This is a genomic window from Rhodococcus koreensis (assembly GCF_900105905.1).
In the GTDB taxonomy this organism is placed as follows: Bacteria; Actinomycetota; Actinomycetes; order Mycobacteriales; family Mycobacteriaceae; genus Rhodococcus_F; species Rhodococcus_F koreensis.
The window spans coordinates 6,411,829-6,433,199 of record NZ_FNSV01000005.1 but is presented as its reverse complement, the minus strand read 5'-3'; the positions used below and the strand labels follow the sequence as shown (position 1 = coordinate 6,433,199).

The following is a 21,371-nucleotide window of genomic DNA, read 5'->3' as shown; positions in this document are numbered from 1 at the left end:
AATGTGGTGGTGCGTGTCAGCGGCCGGCGCGGGTCGCGCGCTGCTCGCGTGGCAGCCAGTCGAACGTGTCCGGCCGCGTCGCCTTGTATTCGAGGCCGACGTAGCCGCGGTAACCGTGTCCGGCCAGTCGCGTCAGGTAGCCGTCGATGTCGAGGGTTCCGGTGCCGGGTTCGCCGCGCCCCGGCGCGTCCGCGATCTGCACGTGCCCGATCCGGTCGGCGTAGGTGTCGATCGCGGCGCCGACGTCGTCGCCGTTGACCTCGAGGTGGTAGAGGTCCGCGAGGAGCCGGAGCGAATCGACACCGTGCTCGGCCTTGACCCGGTCGATCACGGCGATCGCCTCGGCCGCCGTCTTCAGCGGGTACGCCGGTGTGCCACTGACCGGTTCGACGAGCACGACCGCACCGATACGATCTGCTGCCTTGCCCGCCTGAGCGAGGTTCTCGGTGGCCGTGTCGTCCTGAATCTTCGGATCCGTGCCGTCGATACGATTACCATACAGGGCGTTGAAAGCTTTGGTGCCCAGCCGTTCTCCGATTCCGACGGTGACGTCGATGTTGTCACGGAACGCCGACACCTGCGCCGGGTCGGACAGCAGTCCGCGATCCCCCGCCGGCATGTTGCCCGCCGCGAAGTTCAATCCGGTGAGCTGCACTCCGGCGTTCTCGACCGCGGCCACGAAGGCGTCGACGTCGCTGTCCTTCGGTACGGCGGTGTCGAACGGCCACCAGAATTCGACGGCGTCGAATCCGGCATCCCGGGCGGCCTGCGGGCGCTGCAGGAGCGGCACGTCGGTGAGCAGGATCGAGCAGTTCAGGGTGTAGGCAATGTTGTCCATCGGCTGTTCTTTCGCTTTCGGGGTGTTCAGGAGACGGTGGTGTTGTCGGGCTCGGGCAGGCCGCGGTAGCGTCGCCAGCCGCCGTGATCGGTGATCTCGGTGAGCTCACCGGCCTTGCTCTCGAGCAGACCCGGTCGCAGCCCTACTGCGAGAACCGAACGGCCGTCGGACAGTTCGATCACGGTGAGCTCGAGTTCCTCGGGCTCCTCGGGGAGGAAGTCGGTGCGGATGTCGCCGATCGGCACGTCGTAGAGTTCGCCCTCGATCGAGGCGCCTCCGGTCTCCGTCAGGAGAAGGGCAGGGAATTCGTCGCGTACGGAGAAGAATCGGTAGTTCGGCGCGGTCCGTACCGTGCCGAGGAACGTGTGCGCAGACACGTTGTGATGCAGGTTTCCGCCACGCATCGCTCCACCGTTGCAGAACAATTCGGCCATCTTGTCAGCTCCTTCTTCCGTGGGCAGTTGCCGTCGTTTCCGGCTTGTCTGCCAGTTCGATCGCGACCTGAAGCAGTGCTTCGCGGAGTCGCTTGGTGTTGGCGTCGAGTCCTTCGCGCACCAGGTCCTGGGTGACCGGCCACGGGGTGTCGCTGATGACGTCGTGATCGGTGACCAGGGCGATGCAGGTGTAGGACATGCCGAGTTCCCGGGCCAGCGCAGCTTCGGGATACGGGGTCATGCTGATCAGGTCCCAGCCCTGGGCGGCGTACCAGCGGGATTCGGCGCGAGTCGAGAACCGGGGGCCGCGGATCGCGACCATCACGCCGCCGTCGTTGACGACCCAGCCGCTCCTGCGGAGCGTCGAGACCACGGCCTGCCGTCCGCGGACGCAGAACGGGTCCGCGAAGGAGATGTGGACGTCGTCGTCGTGGAACGTGTCGTCGGTGCGGCCGGTGCGGTCGACCAACTGGTCGGGGACGACGACCGATCCGACACCGATCGCCGGTCGCAGCGAGCCGGAGGGGGTGGGAGCGAGGATGGTCCGGACGCCCAGGCTGTGCAGTGCCCAGATGTTGGCGCGGGCGTTGATCCGGTGCGGCGGGATGTTGCGGTGCCGCCCGGTGCGGGTCAGGTAGGCGAGCCGGCGGCCCCCGGAGGATCCCAGGACGATGTTGTCGGAGGTGGGACCGTACGGGGTGTCGACCGAGACCTGCTCGGCGTCGTCGAGCAGACCGTGATAGCCCCAGGTACCGAGGAGCCCGACGGTGGGCTGGGTGTCAGGCATGGTGGTTCACCGTTCCTTCCGGGGTCCTGTTCACGGTCAGCGCTTCGGGCTTCTCGATCGCCGGCTGGGCCGGTGTGGTCGCGAGGTGTTCGTGCCCGGGGTGGGGGTGGGCGACGACGTCGTCCGGGTCGTCGGGCGTGACCGTCCCGTCGAGAACCGCCCGCATCTTGTCCTTGTCGAGCAGGCCCTCCCAGTTCGCGACCACGAACGTGGCCATGCAGTTGCCGAACAGGTTGGTGAAGACCCGCATGGAGTCCATCAACCGGTCGGCGCCCAGGAGCAGCGCGACTGCGGCCACGGGGAAGGCGCCGATCGCGGCGGCGGTGGCCGAGAGTGCGACGAACGCGGAGCCCGGCACGCCTGCCATGCCCTTCGAGCTGAGGATGAGGATGCCCATGATGGCGAGCTGCTCCCCGAACCCGAGGTCGACGCCCACCGCCTGCGCGAGGAACATCATCGCGAGCGACAGGTAGATGGCGGCACCGTCGAGGTTGAACGAGTAGCCGGTGGGAATCACCAGTCCGACGACGGCGCGGTCGCAGCCCGCGTTGTCGAGCTTCTTGATGATGCGGGGCATGACGGCCTCGGACGACCCCGTGCCCAGCGCGAGCATGAACTCTTCCCGGCAGTACTTGACGAACTTCCAGGGATTGACGCCGGTCAGGAGCCTGACCACGGTGGCGAGGACGACGATGAAGAACAGGGCCGCGCCATACGCCGCGAGCACCAGGATCCCGAAGGACTTGAGCGAACCGGCACCGTAGTTGCCGACGGTGTAGGCCATCGCACCGAACGCGCCGAGCGGCGCCAGGTACATGATGTAGCCGACGATGCGGAAGATGACGTGCAGCGACTGGTCGATCACGTCCATCAGGACCGGCGGGGCGGACTCGCTGTAGGACGCGAGAGCGACGCCGAAGAGGATCGAGAACAGCAGCACCTGGAGCAGGCTGTTCGTGGCGAACGCGTCGAACACGCTGGTCGGGATGATGTGCATGACGAACTCGACGCCGCCGGGCATGTGACCGCCCTGCGTCTTCTCGTCCAGCGCGGAGGTGTCCAGCGTGGCCGGGTCGATATTGAGGCCACTGCCCGGCTGCACGAGGTTGCCGACCAGCAGGCCGAGCCCCAGCGCGCAGATCGTCGCGCCCATGAACCAGAGCAGTGCTTTGGCGCCGATCTGGCCGAGCGCCTTCATGCTGCCGACCTTCGCGATGCCGGTGACGATCACCAGGAAGATCAGCGGGGCGACCACCATTTTGATGAGCTTGATGAAGCCCTCGCCCAGTGGCGCCAGGTGATGCGAAAACTCGGGGAACAGGATGCCGGTGGCGATGCCCAGGGCAATTCCGATCAGGACCTGGACGAACAGCGATCTGTACCAACGCTGCTTCTTGGGTTTTGCAGCGATTTCGACTTCAGACACGGGGCCCTCCCTCGGGGCTTGGTGTTTTCCATATTATGGAAGTTGTATTTCGTATCTCGATATAGTGAACGCCGTCACACCGCGTTTTGTCAACCGATGTAGCGAAGGAATCGGCGCGATCCGCCACAACCGCGCTATCGTCATACGGAGCGCCCTTTCCGCCTGACGGAAAGAATGGGGGGCTCCCGGGGGAGGCACCCCGAGGCAGTCAGAGGATGGAGCCAGACATGACGAACGGTCAGAACGCGGCCGGCGGCGTGCAGTCGGTCGAGCGTGCATTCGACATACTCGAGATCATGGCGAGCGCCGGCGGGTCCATCGGCGTCAGCGAACTCGCCGAACTGGCCGGACTCCCCCTCCCGACGATCCACCGGCTCATCCGCACACTGATGAACCGCGGGTACGTGCGGCAACTGCCCACCCGCCGGTACGCGCTCGGCCCCAAGCTCATTCGGCTCGGCGAGAGCGCCACGCAACTGATCGGCGCGTGGTCGCGGCCGCACCTGTCCGAACTGGTGCGAGGCACCGGCGAGACCGCGAACATGGCCGTCCTCGACGGCACCATGGCCGTCTACGTCGCGCAGGTGCCGTCCGAACACGCGATGCGCATGTTCACCGAGGTCGGCCGCCGCGTGTACCCGCACTGCACCGGTGTCGGCAAGGCCATCCTCATGCAACTGTCGAACGACGCCGTGCGCTCCCTGGTCGGCCGGACCGGCATGACGACCTACACCGAGAACTCGCTGACGGACCCCGACCTGCTGATCGCCGATCTGGAACTGAGCAGGAACCGCGGATTCGCCATCGACGAGGGCGAGCAGGAGATCGGCGTCCGCTGCTTCTCGGTGCCGGTGCCGAACGCCCCGACGCCTACCGCCATCTCCGTCTCCGGGCCCGCGGCCCGCGTCACCCTCGAGTCGGCCGACCACATCGTGCCGCTGCTCAAGCGCGTCGCGAAGGAACTCGGCACCGAGTTCGACAAGAACGCGGCGCTCTAGGTGCACCCTTCCATCAACAAAGGTTGACGAGATTCGTCTCATCAACTTAAGTTGATACCTGTGAGTGACGATCCGAACCCGGCCACCGCGTTCGCTGCCGTCGTCGCGCTGCGGCGGCAGGCCGATCAGCTCGAGCGTGACGCCGTCGCCGACGCACTGTCCGCCGGCTGGACCTGGGCGGACATCGGTCAGGCGCTCGGCGTCTCGGGTCAGGCGGCGCACAAACGCCTCGGCCCGGGGCGATCCGCCGGCAAGAAGACGAGGGGACCACGATGAAATTCGCCCGGGCATGGCGCGACATGCGCACGATGAAGACCCTGTTCTCCGAAACGGAGGCCGAAGCCGACCGGCTCGGCGACCGCGAGCCCGGCCTCGAACACCTGCTCCTCGCGTCGTTCGCGCTGCCGGACGGAACAACGAGCCGGGTGTTCGACCGTCTCGGATCGAACCGGGACGCGCTGCGCGAGGCGATCATTCACGTGCACGGCGAGGCCCTCGCGGCGGCAGGCATGACCGACACGGGCGCCGCCACCAGCGCGCTCAGCCGCCCCCGCACCGGTCCGCTGCGGCTGACCGAACCGGCCCAGGGTGCGTTCCGCAACGCGGTGGCTCTCGCGAAATCGGAACGCAGACCGATCGTCGGCGCCGACATCGTCGCGGCCGTGGCCACGATCACCCACGGCACCGCGGCGCGGGCACTGGAATCGCTGGGGCTCGTCCGGTCCGCAGTCGTCGACGCCGCGCGGTCGGAGCCGGCACGATGACCGGACAGCCCAGGATCGGTGTTCGCCGTCTGCGCGGATAGGCTCGACACGTGGTTCTTCCCAGCGCGACTTCGGTGTCACCGGCAGATGTTCTCGGTTCGATGCGGGACGTCATCGACGGTCCCCTGCCCGACATCGCCGTCCGCTTCTCCAAGTTCCTCGCCGACATCTGGCCGCACACCGCGCTGGTGATCTTCACCCGGGAATGCACGGGGCGTCCCCGCAAGGTCAGCGGCGACCCCGCGGTGGTCGAACGGGTCACCATCGCCGAATTGGACGCGTTGCGCACCCGCATGACGGAAGGCACGCCGTTCGACGACCAGACCGTGGTGGCCGGCTCGAAGCGGAAGGTGTGGGCGCTGCTCGACGCGACCGGAACCCTCCTCGTCGTTCTGCCGAAGCCGCGGCAGCAGATTCGGGAGGTCCCGCTGGTGGCGGGCGCCTTCGGTGTCGTCGCCGTGTCGATCCGGCATCAGGTCGCGCAGGCCAGCCCGGCGTACCTGGCGGAGTCGCGGGCCGCGTCGAGCGAGCGGGCCAGGACCATCGTGGAGTTGACGGACCTGCACGCCGCGACACTCGAATCCATCCTGTCGACACTGCGGTCCAAGGACCTCGACGACCGTCGGTCGCGGATCACGGCGAGCGAGACGGCGTCGTCGGCGCTGATCACTCTGCGGTCAGCGGGCGAGTCCGACCGCATCCTCGCGGAGGAAGCCGTCACGACGGCGTTCGCCCGGTTGCAGGGCGAACTGCGACCGCTGCTGCAGCACCGGCCCGTGCGCGTCGACTACGTCGATCCGCCGGTGGACGGTCGCGCGCTGCCCGGTGAGGTGGCCAGCGCCGCGCGCGCGGTCGTGCGCAGCGCCGTCCTGGCGTTCGCGACCCAGTCCACCCTCGAGCGCATCCGCATCGCCTGGGACTGCGACGGCTCCAACCTCCTGGTCGAGGTACGCGACGACGCCGAGGGCGGACTCGACACCGACGCACTGGTGCGGCAACTCTCCGGCCGGGTGCACACGCTCGGTGGCCGGATCGACGTCGAGTCGGTCGACGGGTGGGGGTCCCGGGTGGCGGTCGCGATCCCCCTCGACGTCCCCGCGGCCCGACCGGACGAACAGCAACTCGGCGACCTCAACCCCCGCGAACTCGAAGTCCTTGGCCACCTGGCCACAGGCAAGAGGAACAAGGCGATCGCCGACAGCCTCGGCATCAGTGAGAGCACGGTCAAGTTTCACGTCGCGGGTGTGCTGAAGAAACTCGGGGTGGCGTCCCGGGGCGAGGCGGGCGCGATCGCCCTCGAGGCCGGCGTCCGCGCCGACACCACCGGCAGGCACTGACCCCAGGTGAGTGGCGCGGTGTGCGGGAGCACGCTGTGCCACTCACCTCAGGTGATGCGGTCCGGGTGGGTGTAGAGGTTCATGGTGGTGCCGCGCAGGAACCCGATCAGGGTCAGGCCGGTGTCGTGGGCGAGGTCGATCGCCAGCGACGACGGCGCGGACACCGCCGCCAGGATCGGAATCCCCGCCATCACCGCCTTCTGCGCCAACTCGAACGACGCCCGACCGGACACGAGCAGGATGCTGCCTCGCAGTGGGATGCGGTCCTGCTCGGTGGCCCACCCGATCAGCTTGTCGACCGCGTTGTGCCGGCCGACGTCCTCCCTGACCGCGAGCAGCTCCCCCGTCCGGGTGAACAACCCCGCCGCATGCAAACCCCCGGTCGTCTCGAACACCTTCTGCGCCGCCCGCAACCGGTCGGGCAGTTCCACGATGGTGGCCGAATCGACCCGCACCGTGTCCGCCGCCGGGGAATGCCGGGTGCGTTGCCGGATCGCATCCAGGGACGCCTTCCCACACACCCCACACGAGGAGGTGGTGTAAAAGTTGCGTTCGATCCCGGTGTCGGGCAGGAACACCCCCGCCGCCAGATCCACATCCAACACGTTGTAGGTGTTGACGCCGTGCTCGTCGACGCTGTTGCAGTACCGGATCGACGCGATGTCCGCGCGCCCGGCGATGATGCCCTCCGTCAGCAAAAACCCCTGCGCCAACTCCACATCCGAACCCGGGGTCCGCATCGTCACCGCCAACGGGGTCCCGTTCACCCGGATCTCCAGGGGTTCCTCCACCACCACGGTATCCGGGCGGGTCGAGTGCCGGGTGTCGGTGATCCGGGTGACCGGGGTCCGGGTCGTCACCCGCCCCACCGGTCAGCCTCGCCTCTCGAGGCGGATCGTGACCGCCTTCGACACCGGCGTGTTCGACTTCTTCGCGACGTGATCGAGCGGGATCAGCGGATTCGTCTCCGGATAGTACGCGGCCACATTCCCCTGCGGGGTGGGGTAGGGCACCAACCGGAAATCCTCCGCCCGCCGCTCCTCCACGCTGCCGTCCGGGGTCTGCCATTCGGAGACCAGGTCCACCCGATCCCCCGCCGCGTACCCGAGGGCGGTGATGTCGAATTCGTTGATGAACAGCACCCGCCGGCCGCCCTTCACCCCGCGGTAGCGGTCGTCGAGACCGTAGATGGTGGTGTTGTACTGATCATGCGACCGCATCGTCTGCAGGATCAGCCTGCCCGCCGGCACCGGCACCCAGGACAACTCGTTGACCGTGAAATTCGCCTTCCCCGTCTCGGTGTCGAACCGGCGCTCATCCCGCGGGGGGTGCGGCAACCCGAACCCGTCCGGCCCGCGCACCCTCCGGTTGAAGTCCGCGAACCCCGGAATCACCCGGGCGATACTGTCGCGGATCCGGTCGTAGTCGGCGGTGAACGCCGCCCACGGCACCGCATGCCCCGGCCCGAACAACGCCTGCGCGATCCCGCACACGATCGACACCTCGCTGCGCAACTGCTCGCTGGCCGGGGTGAGGCCGCCGCGGGACAGGTGCACCATCGACATCGAATCCTCGACCGTCACCTGCTGCTTGCGACCGTTTTGCACGTCCTTGTCGGTCCGGCCGAGCGAGGGCAGGATCAGCGCGGCCCGCCCGGTCACCAGGTGCGAGCGGTTCAGTTTCGTCGACACCTGCACCGTCAACGCACAGTGGCGTAGCGCCGCCTCGGTGGTCTCGGTGTCCGGGGTCGCGGAGACGAAGTTGCCGCCCATCCCGACGAACACCGACGCCGTCCCGTCCCGCATCGCCCGGATCGAATCGACCGCATCCAGACCGTGCGTGCGCGGGGACCGGATCCCGAACTCCGCATCCAACGCGGCCAGGAACGCTTCGGGCATCTTCTCCCAGATCCCCATCGTCCGGTCCCCCTGGACGTTGGAGTGCCCGCGCACCGGGCACACCCCGGCCCCGGGTTTGCCGATCATCCCCTGCAACAGCAGCAGGTTCACCGCGTCCTGGATGGTCGCCACCCCATGGGTCTGCTGCGTCAATCCCATCGCCCAGCAGATGATCGTCTTCTCCGATCCGATCAACGCGTCCGCCGTGGCCCGGATCTGCTCGAGCGTCAACCCGGTCGCCGCCACCACCGTCCCCAGATCGACCCGCCGCAGGTGCGCCGCGCACTCCTCGAACCCGGCGGTGTGCCGGTCGATGAACTCCCGGTCCAGCACCGTCCCCGGTGCCGCGTCTTCGGCCTCGAGCAGCAACCGGCCCAAACCCTGGAACAGGGCCTGGTCGCCGCCGATCCGGATCTGCAGGAACTCGTCCGCAATGGCCACCCCGTCCCCGACCACCCCGTGCACCTTCTGCGGGTCCTTGAACCGCAACAACCCCGCCTCCGGCAACGGGTTGATCGCGATCACCCTCGCCCCATTCGCCTTCGCCTTCTCCAACGTCGAGAGCATCCGGGGGTGATTCGTGCCCGGATTCTGGCCGGCGATCACGATCAGATCCGCGTTCTCCAGGTCGGGGACCGACACCGACCCCTTCCCGATCCCGATCGTCTCCACCAACGCACTACCCGACGATTCGTGGCACATGTTCGAACAATCCGGCAGGTTGTTCGTCCCGAACGCCCGGATCATCAACTGATACACGAACGCCGCCTCATTACTGGTGCGCCCGGAGGTGTAGAACACCGCCTCATCCGGCGACCCCAGCGCCCGGAGTTCCCCGGCGATCAGCGCGAACGCCGCATCCCACCCGATCGGCTCGTAATGCGTGGCCCCCGGCAGCAGCACCATCGGATGCGTCAGCCGGCCCTGCTGCCCCAACCAGAACTCGGTCCGGCCCAACAACTCCGCCACCGAATGCTGGGCGAAGAACTCCGGGGTCACCGTCCGGGTCGTGGCCTCCTCGGCGACCGCCTTCGCCCCGTTCTCACAGAACTCCGCATGCTTGCGGTGCCCCGGAGTCTCCGGCCACGCACACCCCGGACAGTCGAACCCGTGCCGCTGATTCAGCCGGAAGAAAGTCCGCGCCGTACGCACCGGACCCATCTGCTCCACCCCACGCCTGAGCGACACCAACACCGCAGGAACACCCGCCGCATAGGACTTCTCGTGCGTGACGACGACATCGTCCTCGTCGAAGGCAAACCGGTCCGGGCGGCCGGTGGCCTCGGGGCGGTCGGTGGTGTCGGTCATCGAATCAGCGTCCTCAGGGTGTGCCGGTATTTCTCAGCGTTCTCGGTGTTTCTCAGTGTTCTCGGTGTTTCTCAGTGTCGTTCTCGGTGTTTCTCACTGTCGTTCTCGGTGTTTCTCACTGTCGTTCTCGGTGTTTCTCAGTGTCCTCGGGCAATCCACTCGGCGAGATGCGGGGCCTCGGTACCGATCGTGGTCCCGTCCCCGTGCCCGGTATGGACGAGCGTGTCCTCGGGCAACGCGAACAACCGGTCCCGGATCGACCCGATGATCGTCGGGAAATCCGAGAACGACCGACCCGTCGCACCCGGACCACCCGAGAACAGGGTGTCCCCCGAGAACAACGCCCCCACCTCCGGCAGATACAGGCACACCGACCCCGGCGAATGCCCCGGCGCGTGGATCACCCGGATCTCGGTGCCCGCGATCGCGATCCGCTGCCCGTCCTCGAGATTCCAGTACTTGCCGTCCGGGTGGCTCATCTTCCACAACACGTCATCACCCGGATGCAGCAACACCGGGGCGTGCAACCGCCCGGCCAGCTCCGGGGCGACGGTGACGTGATCGTTGTGCCCGTGCGTGCAGATCACCGCGTTCACGTGCCGGCCCCCGACCGCGTCGACGATCGGCTGCGCACTGTGCGCGGCGTCCACGATCACCACATCGGTGTCGTCCCCGACCAGCCAGATGTTGTTCTCGACACTCCACTCCCCACCGTCGAGGGCGAACGTGCCCTCGGTGACGACCCGCTCGATCCGCAACCGCCCGCTCACAGCACGACCACCGAACGCAGCACCTCACCGGCATGCATCCGGTGAAACGCCTCCTCGACCTCGTCGATCTTGATCCGCTCGGTCACGAACTTCTCCAACGGCAACCGGCCCTGCTGGAACAGATCCACCAGCATCGGGAAGTCGCGTTCGGGCAGGCAGTCCCCGTACCACGACGACTTCAACGACCCACCGCGGGAGAAGAAATCGATCAACGGCATCTCCAACCGCATGTCCGGGGTCGGGACCCCCACCAAAACCACGGTGCCGGCCAGGTCGCGGGCGTAGAACGCCTGCTTCCACGTCTCCGGACGCCCGACCGCGTCGATCACCACATCCGCACCGAAACCGCCGGTCAGCTCCCGCACCGCCTCGACCGCATCCACCTCGCCGCCGTTGACCGTGTGCGTCGCACCCAGATCCCTCGCCCACTCGAGCTTCTTCTCGTCCCGGTCGATCGCGATGATCTTGTTCGCCCCGGCCAGCCGGGCACCCATGATCGCCGCATCCCCGACACCGCCGCAGCCGATCACCGCCACCGAATCGCCGCGGCCCACGTTGCCGGTGTTCACCGCCGCACCGAGGCCGGCCATCACCCCGCACCCGAGCAGCCCGACGACCGCCGGGTCCGCGGAGGCGTCGACCTTGGTGCACTGCCCCGCATGAACGAGGGTCTTGTCGGCGAACGCGCCGATCCCCAGCGCCGGGGTCAGTTCGGTGCCGTCCTCGAGCGTCATCTTCTGTGCGGCGTTGTGGGTGTCGAAACAGTACTGCGGGCGACCGCGCTTACACGCCCGGCACTGACCACACACCGCCCGCCAGTTCAGCACCACGAAATCGCCGACCGCCACCGACGTCACACCCTCGCCGACACTCTCCACGATCCCGGACGCCTCGTGCCCGAGCAGGAACGGGAACTCGTCATTGATCCCACCGTCGCGGTAGGTCAGATCCGTGTGGCACACACCGCACGCCGCGATATCCACCACCACCTCACCCGGACCCGGATCCGGAATATTCACGGTCGCGATCTCCACGGGGGCACCCTTGGATCGGGCGATGACGCCTCGTACCTGCTGCGGCATTGGACTCATTCCTTCGGTCGATCAGTCAGAGCGGGATCGATGCATGGCCATATATGCACCTCTCCCGAGACCCTACGTTCCGGACGATCACAGAGGGACTGATCGAAGTGAGAGGTCGACCTAGCCGGAATGCCAGCCCCTCGGGAAGGGGTTGCGAACCTGTCGATCGCCGGAAACCGACGGTTGACAGGGTGCGGTATATACAGGACTATACATCTCGAACGAGTGAGGCAGACCACACTGAACGCAGACGCCGGACGACGTCGTCCGCACCCGCCTCGTGAGTACCCGCACACCGCATCGATCACGGAGTTCCGATGACCCCGAAAGATCCCCGCCCGACGGAGGAACCGCACCCGCCCGTTCCGGTGCTGCTCGACGGCTCCCAGCTCACCGTCGATCAGCTGACGACTCTGGCCCGGGAGCCGGTCGTCGTCGCGCCCGACCCCGCAGCACTCGACCACGCACGCCGTTCCTGGGAGACCGCGGTGCGCATCGCCGCGCGCCAGCCGATCTACGGGCGCACCACGGGGGTCGGGGGAAACCGGGACACCTCTGTCTCCGACGGTGTCGAACAGGACCTCCGCCTGCTCCGCAGCCATGCGACCGGCTCGGGCCCGTCGCTGCCGGACCACGTCGTCCGCGCCGCGATGATCATTCGGGTCAATCAGATCCTCAACGGCGGATCCGGTCTGCACCCCGACATCGTGACGGCGCTGATCGATGCCGTCGCCGCGGACGAACTGCCCGCCGTGCACGCTCGTGGGGCCATCGGCACCGGCGACCTCAGCGCGTTCTCCGAGATCGCACTCGGGCTGATGGGCGAGACACCGCTGCGGGACGGCCGGGTCGTGCCCCGGTGGACGGCGCATCAGGGTGACGCGCTCCCCCTGATCTCGACGAACGCGATGACCGTCGCGCTCGCCGCCACGGCCACCGACAGCGTGGCGAACTGGCTGGAGCATTCGTTGATCGTCGGCGTGCTGTCGCTGCTGGCGACGCGCAGTTCCGTCGAGCCGTTCGCCGCACGGGTGCAGGCGGCCCGCAGGCACCTCGGCCAGGAGGAGGTGGCGGGCCGGGTCCGGGAACTCCTCGCCGACCACGACGTCCGGGCCGCCCGGGTGCAGGACTCCTACGGGTTCCGCGCCCTCCCCCAGATCCTCGGCGCCACCTGGCAGGCGCTGCAACGACTGCGGGGGACCCTCGCGATCGAGATGAACTCGTCCTCCGAGAACCCGCTCATCTCCGTCGAGGACGACGCCGTGTTCCACAACGGCAACTTCCACGGGATGCCGATCGCCCTCGCTGTGGACGAGGCGAAACTCGCGCTGTCGAGCGCGGCGTTGCTGTCGCAGTGCAGGTTGGCCAACCTGTCGGATCCGGCGGTCACCGGCCTGCGGCCGTTCCTGGCCGACGGTCCGGCAGGCAGCAGCGGCACCATGCTGCTGGAGTACACGACGTCCGCGGCCATCGCGGAGATCCGGATGGCCGCCGCGCCGGGTTCCCTCGGGCACACGGTCATCTCCCGCGGCACCGAGGACCACGCGAGTTTCGCGTCCCAGGCCGCCACCCAGCTCACCGACATCCTCGCGCAGTCACGCATCGTTCTTGCGTGCGAACTGATCTCGGCGGTGCGGGCGCTCGGCCAGCAGCACCGCGACCTGGACACGGACACCGAACTCGGTGCCTACCTGCACCGTGCGCGCACGTGCCTGGACCCCCGGACCACCGACCGCCCCCTGAGCGACGACCTGAAAGCTGCGGTGAAGTTCCTGGAACAGTTGCCGAATCCGGAGAAAGACACAGCTCGGTAGAGCAGTCCCACCGACACCGAACTTCCGGGCGCCTCACCTCCCGGACTACACGAAAGTAGCACGCGGATGATCACATTCGACAAAGTCACCAAGGCGTACCCGGACGGCACGACAGCGGTGAACGAACTGGACCTCGAGTGCCCCAGCGGCAAGATCACGGCCCTCGTCGGTCCGTCGGGCTGCGGCAAGACGACGTCGTTGCGCATGATCAACAGGTTGATCGAACCGACGTCCGGAACCATCTCCCTCGACGGCGAGTCCACCGCGGACATGGACCCGGCGCTGCTGCGCCGACGGATCGGGTACGTCATCCAGCACGCCGGACTGTTCCCGCATCGCACCATCGTGGACAACGTCGCGACGATGCCGAAGCTGCTGGGGAAGACGAAGAAGGAGGCCCGGACGAGGGCCATGGAACTGCTCGAGACGGTCGGTCTGGCCGCGCATTTCGCAGATCGGTATCCGTGGCAGCTCTCGGGCGGGCAGCAGCAGCGAGTCGGGGTCGCGCGCGCACTGGCCGCGGATCCGGCGTTCATGCTGATGGACGAGCCGTTCAGTGCCGTCGACCCGGTGGTCCGGAGCCAGCTGCAGGACGAATTCCTCCGACTGCAGAAGGAGATCGGGAAGACGATCATCATCGTCACCCACGACATCGACGAAGCGCTCAAACTCGGTGACCAGGTGGTCGTGTTGCGGACCGGCGGAGTCCTGGCGCAGGCGGCCACTCCGCTGGAGTTGCTGACCGAGCCCGCCGACGAGTTCGTCGCCGATTTCGTCGGACGCGACCGCGGCTACCGGTCGCTGGGTTTCGCGAATCTCGACGGACGCGTGGAGACGGTCGCCGAACCCGTTGCTCGTCTGGGTGATTCGGCGGGCGAGGCCCTCGCGCGGACGTCCGACGACTGGCTTCTCGTCGTCGACCCGGCGAACAAGCCGATCGGGTGGGTTCAGCCGTCGAAGGTCGTCGGCAGCATTCACCCGTACGACGTGAATCTCAGCGGCACGGTCGCCGATGCGCACGGGACGATGCGGGCGCTGCTCGACGCCGCCCTGTCCGCACCCAGCAAGCGGGGTGTGGTCGTCGACGGCGACGGGGTGCTCGTGGGCACCGTGACGGCACACGCGGCCGTGGCGGCGATCGAGTCGGCGGATCTCGCGGGGGCGGTGGCCCGATGAACTTCGAATGGCTCGGCCGCCAGTCCGACCGCATCGTCGAACTCGTCGGCTGGCACATCCTGCTCTCCCTTGTCCCGATCGTCGTCGGCGTGATCGTCGCGTTGCCCATCGGCTGGCTCGCACACCGCAATCGCCGGATCAACCCGTACGTGGTGGGGACCGCCGGCCTGCTCTACACGATCCCGTCGCTCGCCCTGTTCGTCCTGCTGCCGCCGATCCTCGGGACGAAGATCCTCGATCCGATGAACATCATCGTCGCCCTGACGATCTACACCGTCGCCATGCTGGTTCGCGTCGTCGCCGACGCCCTCGACTCGGTGCCCCAGGAAACCGTGCTCGCCGCGACGGCGATGGGCTACCGGCCGTATCAGACCCTGCTCAAAGTTCAGCTCCCGGTAGGTGTTCCCGTCATCTGCGCGGGCCTGCGGGTGGCCGTGGTGTCGAACGTCAGCCTGGTCTCGCTCGCCGCTCTGCTCGGGATCCCGCAGATCGGTTCGCTGTTCACCCAGGGCTTCCAGTTGCGTTTCTACACACCCATCATCGCCGGTATCGCGCTCAGCCTGCTGCTGGCCCTGGTTCTCGACCTCCTCATCGTGCTCGCTAACCGGTTACTCACCCCGTGGACCCCGAAGGTGGTCACCTCATGATCGACTTCCTGCTCGACGGTGCTCATTGGACAGGGCCCGAAGGCATTCCGGCCCTCCTCCTCCAGCACCTGATGTACACGTTCCTCGCCCTGTTCGCCGCCGCGCTGATCGCCGTGCCTCTCGGCCTGTACATCGGGCACACCGGGCGCGGGTCCGTCGTCGTCGCCGGTCTGGCCAACTCGCTGCGCGCCCTCCCGACCATCGGGTTGCTGATCCTGCTGGTGCTCGTCATCGCGCCGTCGTTCTCGAGCAAGCTGGCCTACCTGATTCCGAGCCTGATCGTGCTGGTACTGCTGGCCATTCCGCCGATCCTCACCAACACGTACGCGGGCATCCGCTCCGTCGACCCGGCCGCCGTGGACGCGGCCCGGGGAATGGGGTTCCGGTCGATGCGCATCCTCACCGAGGTGGAGTTGCCCTGCGCGCTGCCGTTGATGCTGTCGGGTGTCCGGAGCGCCGTGCTGCAGATCGTCTCGACGGCGACCGTCGCCGCCTACATCTCGCTCGGCGGCCTGGGACGACTCCTCATCGACGGCAAGGCGCAGAGCGACTACGCGCAGATGGCGGCGGGAGCGGTCCTCGTGTCGCTCCTCGCGCTGGCCTTCGATCTCGCGATCGGGTTCCTCACGGTGCGGGTCGTCTCGCCCGGACTCACCCGGCGGGTGCGCAGCGGCAAGCGCTCCGCCTCCGAAGACACCGCGGTCGCGGCCCGTCCCACGTCCGTACCCGAGCCCTCGCTGACCTGAAGGACATCACCATGAAGAAGGCATTGATCGTCGCGCTGGCAGGCGCCACCCTGATGTCGTTGACGGCTTGCGGGATCGGCAAGGATCCCCTCGCGGCCGACGGCGGCGGGAGCAGCGAGGGCGCCATCGTGGTCGGTTCCGCGGACTTCCCCGAAAGCCAGCTGATCGCCACCATCTACGCGGAGGCGTTGCGTGCGAACGGCATCGACGTGACGGAGAAGCTGAACATCGGAAGCCGGGAAGTGTACGTACCGGCCATCCGGGACGGCTCCATCGACCTGCTGCCCGAATACTCGGGCGCGTTGCTCCAGTATCTCGACAGCGCGACCACCGCGACGGCGTCGGACGAGGTGACCGAGGAGATCAAGGCGAAGCTCCCCGCCGGGCTCATTGCGCTGGAACCGTCGCCCGCCGAGGACAAGGACGTTCTCGCGGTGCGGCAGGAGACCGCGGACGAGTACTCGCTCGAGACGATCGAGGACCTCGTTCCCCACGCCGGCGAACTGACTCTCGGCGGCCCGCCCGAATGGAAGACCCGCGAGAACGGCGTCGCCGGCCTGAAGGACAGGTACGGGTTGACGTTCAAGGAGTTCCTGGCACTGGACGCCGGCGGGCCTCTCACGCTCAACGCCCTGCTCAGCGGTCAGATCGAGGTCGCGGACGTGTTCAGCACCGACCCGGCGATGCGTTCGGAGAACCTCGTGGCCCTCGAGGACACCAAGCACCTATTCCTGGCGGAGAACATCACCCCGATCATCAACGAGAACAAGGCCGGCGACGACGTCCGCGCCGTGCTGGCGGACGTGTCGGCGGCGTTGACGACCGAGGATCTCATCGCGATGAACGAGCGGGTGGCCGACCTCGAGGACATGGGCGACATCGCCCGGGAGTGGCTGCAGGACAAGGGTCTGGCATCCTGATCCTCCCCCGCGTCAGCCCAGTGCGTCGAACGTCGCCGTCGCGTACTGGGCGGTGCGGTCGGACCCGAGCAGTCCCGGACCCATCTTGTTCATCACATACGTCATGGTCATCCGGCGTTCGGTGTCGACGACGACCTGCGAACCGCCCCAGCCACCCCAGAAGCAGATCCGCCCTTCGGGGACGAACGGCACCGACACGGGTGTCGGCAATCCGTAGCCGACGCCGAACCGGATCGGCTGCCCCAGCGCCAGATCCACGCCGTTCGACTGCTCCTCGAAGATGAGGGAGATGGTGTCCGGCGACAGCAGGCGGACGCCGTCGAGTTCGCCGCCGCAGGCCACCACGGACTGGATCCGGGCGAGTGACCGGGCGTTGCCCTGACCGCCGGCCGCGCCGTTCTCGGCCCTGCGCCACGCGTCGGACCAGGACGCGGAGGCGTCCGGTCCGGGCCCGGTGAACGTCCTGACGATGACGCTGGCGGGGTCGAGGGACGCCAGGTCGATCGGCAGCGGCGGCGGCGGGACCACGTTCGACACCCGGCCGAACTCCGACGGGTCCAATCCGATGTGGAAGTCGGCCGCCAGCGGTCCGGCGATCTCCTCGGCCACGAAACGGCCCAGGGTGCGTCCGTCGACCCGTCGGACGACCTCGCCGATCAGGTGACCGTAGTTCAGTGCGTGATATCCGGACGCCGTGCCCGGCTCCCACCACGGCGCCTGGGCGGCAAGTCGTTTCGTCGATTCGGCGAGGTCGAACGTGTCCTCGACCGTGATCGGCTGATCCCACCCCGACACCCCCGAGGTGTGCGAGAGGAGATGCCGGACCTCGACGCGCTCCTTGCCGGCGGCCGCGAACTCGGGCCAGTACTTCGCGACGGGCGCGTACACGTCCAGCAGACCGCGGTCGACGAGCATCAGCGCGGCGAGAGCGGTCACCGTCTTGGTGCACGACCACACGTTGGTGAGGGTGTCGCGTCCCCATTCGGCGGTGTGATCGGGATCGGACCATCCGCCCCACATGTCGACCACCGGGTGTCCGTCGAGGGTCACGACGATCGACGCGCCGAGCTCCTCACCGGAGTCGAGATTGTCCTTCAGTGCGTCCTGCAACGCCGCGAAGCGCTGGTCGCACACTCCTCCGAGCTCGGTCACCTGCGGTTCCTCTCCACCGGCCGACGTCATATTGATATTGACATCGGATTCAATTGAGGGTTCCCAGTGTGATCCCGAGGCGGTGTGATGTCAATCACGTGCTGCTCGGGGCTCGTTTTCAGCCCGTCACCGGCAGCACCAGCGCCTGCCCCGGGTCGCCCGCGGCGATGGTGACCTGATGCGGCACCAGCCCGCCGCGGAAGCTCTGATCGCCGCCGGCCACCACGAGGCGAACACGGTGCCCCTCACCGAAGCGATGGACGATCGCCGGCATCACGACCCGCACGGGCTCGCCGGGTGCCACCATCCGCACCGGCGCGACCTGCCCGTTGATCAGCGTCTCGGTGCCGTCGGGAGCCACGTCGTACAGCTTGGCGAAGACCACCACCGCGTCTTCGGCACCGGTGACCGCGGGTGCGGCGGTGACCCGGACGTCGAGCAGGGGCGCTCCGACCACGTCCAACGGGGCATCGAGGATCCCCGACGACCACTCGGCCTCGGTTCCGGGCTCGACACTCTGCGGGACCGGGGCGTTCGGCCTCGTGTCCGGTGCCTCGCGGTCGGTGGGGAGTCCGCCGGGCAGCGTGTTCAGCGTCTGGGCGCCGGCCACGATGCGGTCGCGGCGGTCGGTCAGTGCGCCGTCACCGGAGAGGTAGAGCGAATAGTCCTGACCCACCGAGACGTCCGAGGATTCGGCGTACGCGGGTGTGGCGTTGCCGGTGTAGTCGACCCAGTTGCGGAAGTAGCTGAATACCGGCCCGGTGTCCGCCCCGCTGTCCCGCAGGTAGTGGTCGAACCAGTCGATGATCCGGCCCGCCTCGTACTGGGTGTCGGGGTTGGGGTCCTTCATGTTGATCTCGCCCTCGGCGGGAGTCAGGTTGGAATGCCCCCAGCTGTGCCAGATCATCTTCACGTCGTTGCCCTGTGCCTGCAGCGTCTCGAAGGTGGCCTTCGACTCGTTGAGGTCGAACAGCGTGTCCTGCTGACCCTGCAGCAGCAGCACCGGGATCTTCACGCGATGGGCGTACGACACCACGGAGGACTGCCGCAGGAAGTCGACGGACGCCGGGTCCGGGAAACCCTGCACCGCGGACTGTGCCAGCGCGGGGCATGCGGGATCGGCGAAGTTGGGGCACCCCAGGGCCCGCACCGGGTCCTGCGCGTAGCCCTCCGCGCGGGGGTTGGTAACACCGACGGCCCCGAACGTCAGCGACCACACCACCTTCGATGCCCCGGGAACCGACGTGCTGACCCCGGACGTCTGGTCGATGCTGTTGGGCGCGAGCGAGTAGCTGAGGTCGTTCCAGGTGATCATCGGGATGATCGTGTCGATCCGTGGGTCCACCGACGCCGCGGCGAACTGCACCGCCCCGCCGTAGGACCCACCGATCATCCCCACCCGCGGATCGTTCGCCTCGGCCGTGCCGTGGTGGGCCGTCGCGTCCTGCACCACGTAGTCGAGACCCGCAACGGGAACGGTGTGCGCAGGATCGACGAACGCAGTCCCGTCGCGTCCGCCGAGGAAGCTCACCAGTTCACTCGCCGCAACTCCGTCGTACTCGGGGTTGTCCATGTGGATCTTGCAGCCCGAACCGCCGAAGCCCAGCCCGGAATAGGCGAGCACCGCGTAGCCCCGCGAGGCGAGGAACGAGCCGATACCGGCCTGATCGTTCTTGGAACCGCCGAAGCCGTTGGTGGTGAGGACGGCGGGGACGCGATTCGACGCCGACGCCGCATCCGGTTTGTACACGTCGCCGATCACGTCGCACGGTACGTCGCGGTTCGGTCCGACGAAGACCTGGAAATGGAGCGTCGTCTTCGTGAACCCGCCCGCGTCGGCGGTCGCCGGAGCGGCTGCCGCGATCGGTGTCAGGACGGTGGCCGCGGCCACCGCCATCGTCAGCGTCGATCTGCCCACCCTGCGATTCACAGCCCACCCGCCATCCGTCACGCCGTCCGGAGAACCTCCGAAGAGCGTAAACGCTCTGGAACTGTGACCAACTCGGATTGCCGGTATGTCGCGACACCCGAGCGACCGTGCCGTTTATATTTGAGTCGTGGCAATGTCCAAGCGCGCCGAAACGTCACTGTTGACCGACCAGGTCTACGACATGATCCACGAGTCGATCATGAACGGTGATCTGCCTGCCGGTGCCCGCCTGCGAGTGCGAGATCTCGCCGAACAGGTGGGAACCAGCGTGATGCCGGTGCGCGAGGCGATCCGCCGGCTCGAGGAAGCCGGGTTGGCCGAGCGATCACCGCACAAGGGGGCAGTGGTCAAGGGCCTCACCCTCGCCGAGTTGGTGCACGTCTACGACGTGCGCCGGTTGCTCGAGGTGGAGGCCGCCCGGCTCGGCGCCCAGCGAATCAGCGCTGCGGACAGTACCCGGATGCAGGACGAGTTCACTCTCATGCGCACCGCCCTCGACGAGCGGCGTGTGGTGGCCTATCTCGACCACGACGAGGCGCTGCTGACGATCCTGTACGAGGCCGCCGAGAATCCCGTGCTGGTCGACACGATCCGCACGCTGTGGCAGCGTTGCCGGGCATACAAGATCGTCGGCGCCGAGGGCACCGTCGACACGACCGAGGACGACTCGCTGTGGAAGTACCAGCAGCGTCTCGTCGAGTCCGCCCGGGAGCACGACGACGCCGCGGCCGCCGCGGTCAACAACGATTCGCTCCTGGACGCGACCGCGCGGATCAAGGCGCAACTCGCGCAGCAGGACGCCGGCTAGACACTCACCCGTGGCCTGACGCGACCACCCCCATGTGAGTGGCAAAGCGTGCCGGGGGACGCTTTGCCACTCACATGGGGGGTTGGTCGAGCCGGCTGCGGTAGAAGAGCACCGTCACGGCGACCACCGCTTCGAGCGCGGCCGTCGCGAGGGCCGCCGCCATCGGGGTCGACATCGCATGCGCCATCGGAGGAGCCGAGGCTGCCGCATGCATCGCGTGCCCGTGGTGGCCGCCACCCGAACCGGGACTCATCACGGTGAGGTGCAGTGCAATCATCCCGACGTTCATCATCGCGACCAGCCCCCAGTCCCGCTGCGAACCCCGCATCCACAGGTGCCCCGCGCAGTACAGACATCCGAGGATCATCGCGACGGTCACCACCCCGACCATCGGCGACGCCGCCGCATGCTCACCGAGCGTCGCGGCGTGGAGCCCTGCCGTGGCGATCGCGAGGGCCGCGGCCGCCCGCCGCCACCAGAGGCTGGTGCGGCGGGCGGCCGTGGAGAAGGCCGTGGAGAAGACGGTGGTCACGACG

Annotated in this window: 21 protein-coding genes; 10 read left to right on the top strand and 11 right to left on the bottom strand. The window is 67.8% G+C overall.

The annotated features are described in order from the left end of the window. Nucleotides 1-16 precede the first annotated feature (16 nt). Genes BLV94_RS33830 through dctA form a run of 4 tightly spaced genes read right to left on the bottom strand, consistent with a single transcriptional unit; the run spans nucleotide 17 to nucleotide 3,485 of the window. The gene (locus BLV94_RS33830) at nucleotides 17-838 is read right to left on the bottom strand and encodes a hydroxypyruvate isomerase family protein (RefSeq protein WP_072951003.1); all 822 of its coding nucleotides are present in this window, start codon (nucleotides 836-838) and stop codon (nucleotides 17-19) included. 26 nt (nucleotides 839-864) lie between these two features. Beyond that, on the bottom strand, nucleotides 865-1,272 hold the full coding sequence (locus BLV94_RS33825) for an allophanate hydrolase-related protein (RefSeq protein WP_072951000.1): 408 nt from the start codon (nucleotides 1,270-1,272) through the stop codon (nucleotides 865-867). A gap of 4 nt (nucleotides 1,273-1,276) precedes the next feature. Next, on the bottom strand, nucleotides 1,277-2,059 hold the full coding sequence (locus BLV94_RS33820) for an MTAP family purine nucleoside phosphorylase (RefSeq protein ID WP_072950998.1): 783 nt from the start codon (nucleotides 2,057-2,059) through the stop codon (nucleotides 1,277-1,279). Next, a complete protein-coding gene (gene dctA / locus BLV94_RS33815) occupies nucleotides 2,052-3,485 on the bottom strand; it encodes a C4-dicarboxylate transporter DctA (RefSeq protein ID WP_072950996.1) in 1,434 nt (477 codons plus the stop codon). Before dctA ends, BLV94_RS33820 begins: the two co-directional genes overlap by 8 nt. Before the next feature lie 227 nt (nucleotides 3,486-3,712). Between dctA and BLV94_RS33810 the strand changes: the two genes are divergently transcribed. The 4 genes from BLV94_RS33810 (at nucleotide 3,713) to BLV94_RS33795 (ending at nucleotide 6,584) form a co-directional block, all read left to right on the top strand. Beyond that, on the top strand, nucleotides 3,713-4,483 hold the full coding sequence (locus tag BLV94_RS33810) for an IclR family transcriptional regulator (RefSeq protein WP_072950995.1): 771 nt from the start codon (nucleotides 3,713-3,715) through the stop codon (nucleotides 4,481-4,483). A 60-nt stretch (nucleotides 4,484-4,543) separates the two neighbouring features. Further along, nucleotides 4,544-4,759, top strand: a complete 216-nt coding sequence (locus BLV94_RS33805) for a hypothetical protein (RefSeq protein WP_072950994.1) — start codon at nucleotides 4,544-4,546, stop codon at nucleotides 4,757-4,759. Next, the gene (locus tag BLV94_RS33800; protein WP_072950993.1) at nucleotides 4,756-5,247 is read left to right on the top strand and encodes a Clp protease N-terminal domain-containing protein; all 492 of its coding nucleotides are present in this window, start codon (nucleotides 4,756-4,758) and stop codon (nucleotides 5,245-5,247) included. Before BLV94_RS33805 ends, BLV94_RS33800 begins: the two co-directional genes overlap by 4 nt. 101 nt (nucleotides 5,248-5,348) lie before the next feature. Beyond that, nucleotides 5,349-6,584: a helix-turn-helix transcriptional regulator gene (locus BLV94_RS33795; RefSeq protein ID WP_072951023.1), complete on the top strand. Its 1,236-nt coding sequence runs from the start codon at nucleotides 5,349-5,351 to the stop codon at nucleotides 6,582-6,584. 47 nt (nucleotides 6,585-6,631) lie between these two features. Here the strand turns inward: BLV94_RS33795 and fdhD are convergent, their stop codons facing one another. The 4 genes from fdhD to BLV94_RS33775 form a co-directional block, all read right to left on the bottom strand. Further along, nucleotides 6,632-7,453 carry a formate dehydrogenase accessory sulfurtransferase FdhD gene (gene fdhD, locus BLV94_RS33790; protein WP_072950992.1) on the bottom strand — a complete coding sequence of 274 codons (822 nt, stop codon included), beginning with the start codon at nucleotides 7,451-7,453 and terminating at the stop codon, nucleotides 6,632-6,634. A gap of 3 nt (nucleotides 7,454-7,456) precedes the next feature. After that, nucleotides 7,457-9,790, bottom strand: coding sequence for an FdhF/YdeP family oxidoreductase (locus tag BLV94_RS33785; RefSeq protein WP_072950991.1), 2,334 nt, complete (start codon nucleotides 9,788-9,790; stop codon nucleotides 7,457-7,459). 137 nt (nucleotides 9,791-9,927) lie between these two features. Next, a complete protein-coding gene (locus BLV94_RS33780; RefSeq protein ID WP_072950990.1) occupies nucleotides 9,928-10,560 on the bottom strand; it encodes an MBL fold metallo-hydrolase in 633 nt (210 codons plus the stop codon). After that, nucleotides 10,557-11,642, bottom strand: a complete 1,086-nt coding sequence (locus BLV94_RS33775; RefSeq protein ID WP_074933886.1) for an S-(hydroxymethyl)mycothiol dehydrogenase — start codon at nucleotides 11,640-11,642, stop codon at nucleotides 10,557-10,559. The genes BLV94_RS33780 and BLV94_RS33775 overlap by 4 nt, the downstream gene beginning before the upstream one ends. A gap of 317 nt (nucleotides 11,643-11,959) precedes the next feature. On the opposite strand from BLV94_RS33775, the gene BLV94_RS33770 reads away from it, so the two are divergent. The 5 genes from BLV94_RS33770 (at nucleotide 11,960) to BLV94_RS33750 (ending at nucleotide 16,945) form a co-directional block, all read left to right on the top strand. After that, on the top strand, nucleotides 11,960-13,456 hold the full coding sequence (locus BLV94_RS33770) for an aromatic amino acid ammonia-lyase (RefSeq protein ID WP_072937265.1): 1,497 nt from the start codon (nucleotides 11,960-11,962) through the stop codon (nucleotides 13,454-13,456). 66 nt (nucleotides 13,457-13,522) lie between these two features. Continuing rightward, nucleotides 13,523-14,632 carry an ABC transporter ATP-binding protein gene (locus tag BLV94_RS33765; protein WP_072937264.1) on the top strand — a complete coding sequence of 370 codons (1,110 nt, stop codon included), beginning with the start codon at nucleotides 13,523-13,525 and terminating at the stop codon, nucleotides 14,630-14,632. Further along, the gene (locus BLV94_RS33760) at nucleotides 14,629-15,279 is read left to right on the top strand and encodes an ABC transporter permease (protein WP_072937263.1); all 651 of its coding nucleotides are present in this window, start codon (nucleotides 14,629-14,631) and stop codon (nucleotides 15,277-15,279) included. Before BLV94_RS33765 ends, BLV94_RS33760 begins: the two co-directional genes overlap by 4 nt. Next, nucleotides 15,276-16,025 (top strand): ABC transporter permease, encoded by a 750-nt coding sequence (locus BLV94_RS33755; RefSeq protein WP_072937262.1) that lies wholly within the window; start codon nucleotides 15,276-15,278, stop codon nucleotides 16,023-16,025. Before BLV94_RS33760 ends, BLV94_RS33755 begins: the two co-directional genes overlap by 4 nt. A gap of 11 nt (nucleotides 16,026-16,036) precedes the next feature. Next, entirely contained in the window at nucleotides 16,037-16,945 is a 909-nt protein-coding gene (locus BLV94_RS33750) for an ABC transporter substrate-binding protein (protein WP_072937261.1), read from the top strand. 12 nt (nucleotides 16,946-16,957) lie between these two features. Here the strand turns inward: BLV94_RS33750 and BLV94_RS33745 are convergent, their stop codons facing one another. Together BLV94_RS33745 and BLV94_RS33740 are read right to left on the bottom strand one after the other, a co-directional pair. Beyond that, nucleotides 16,958-18,097: a serine hydrolase domain-containing protein gene (locus BLV94_RS33745; protein WP_072937286.1), complete on the bottom strand. Its 1,140-nt coding sequence runs from the start codon at nucleotides 18,095-18,097 to the stop codon at nucleotides 16,958-16,960. A gap of 118 nt (nucleotides 18,098-18,215) precedes the next feature. Then, nucleotides 18,216-19,994: a CocE/NonD family hydrolase gene (locus tag BLV94_RS33740; protein WP_072937260.1), complete on the bottom strand. Its 1,779-nt coding sequence runs from the start codon at nucleotides 19,992-19,994 to the stop codon at nucleotides 18,216-18,218. 166 nt (nucleotides 19,995-20,160) lie between these two features. On the opposite strand from BLV94_RS33740, the gene BLV94_RS33735 reads away from it, so the two are divergent. Next, nucleotides 20,161-20,835, top strand: coding sequence for a GntR family transcriptional regulator (locus tag BLV94_RS33735; protein ID WP_072937259.1), 675 nt, complete (start codon nucleotides 20,161-20,163; stop codon nucleotides 20,833-20,835). 70 nt (nucleotides 20,836-20,905) lie between these two features. Here BLV94_RS33735 and BLV94_RS33730 read toward each other — a convergent pair whose 3' ends face one another. After that, on the bottom strand, nucleotides 20,906-21,367 hold the full coding sequence (locus BLV94_RS33730; protein WP_072937258.1) for a hypothetical protein: 462 nt from the start codon (nucleotides 21,365-21,367) through the stop codon (nucleotides 20,906-20,908). Between the last annotated feature and the right edge of the window lie 4 nt (nucleotides 21,368-21,371).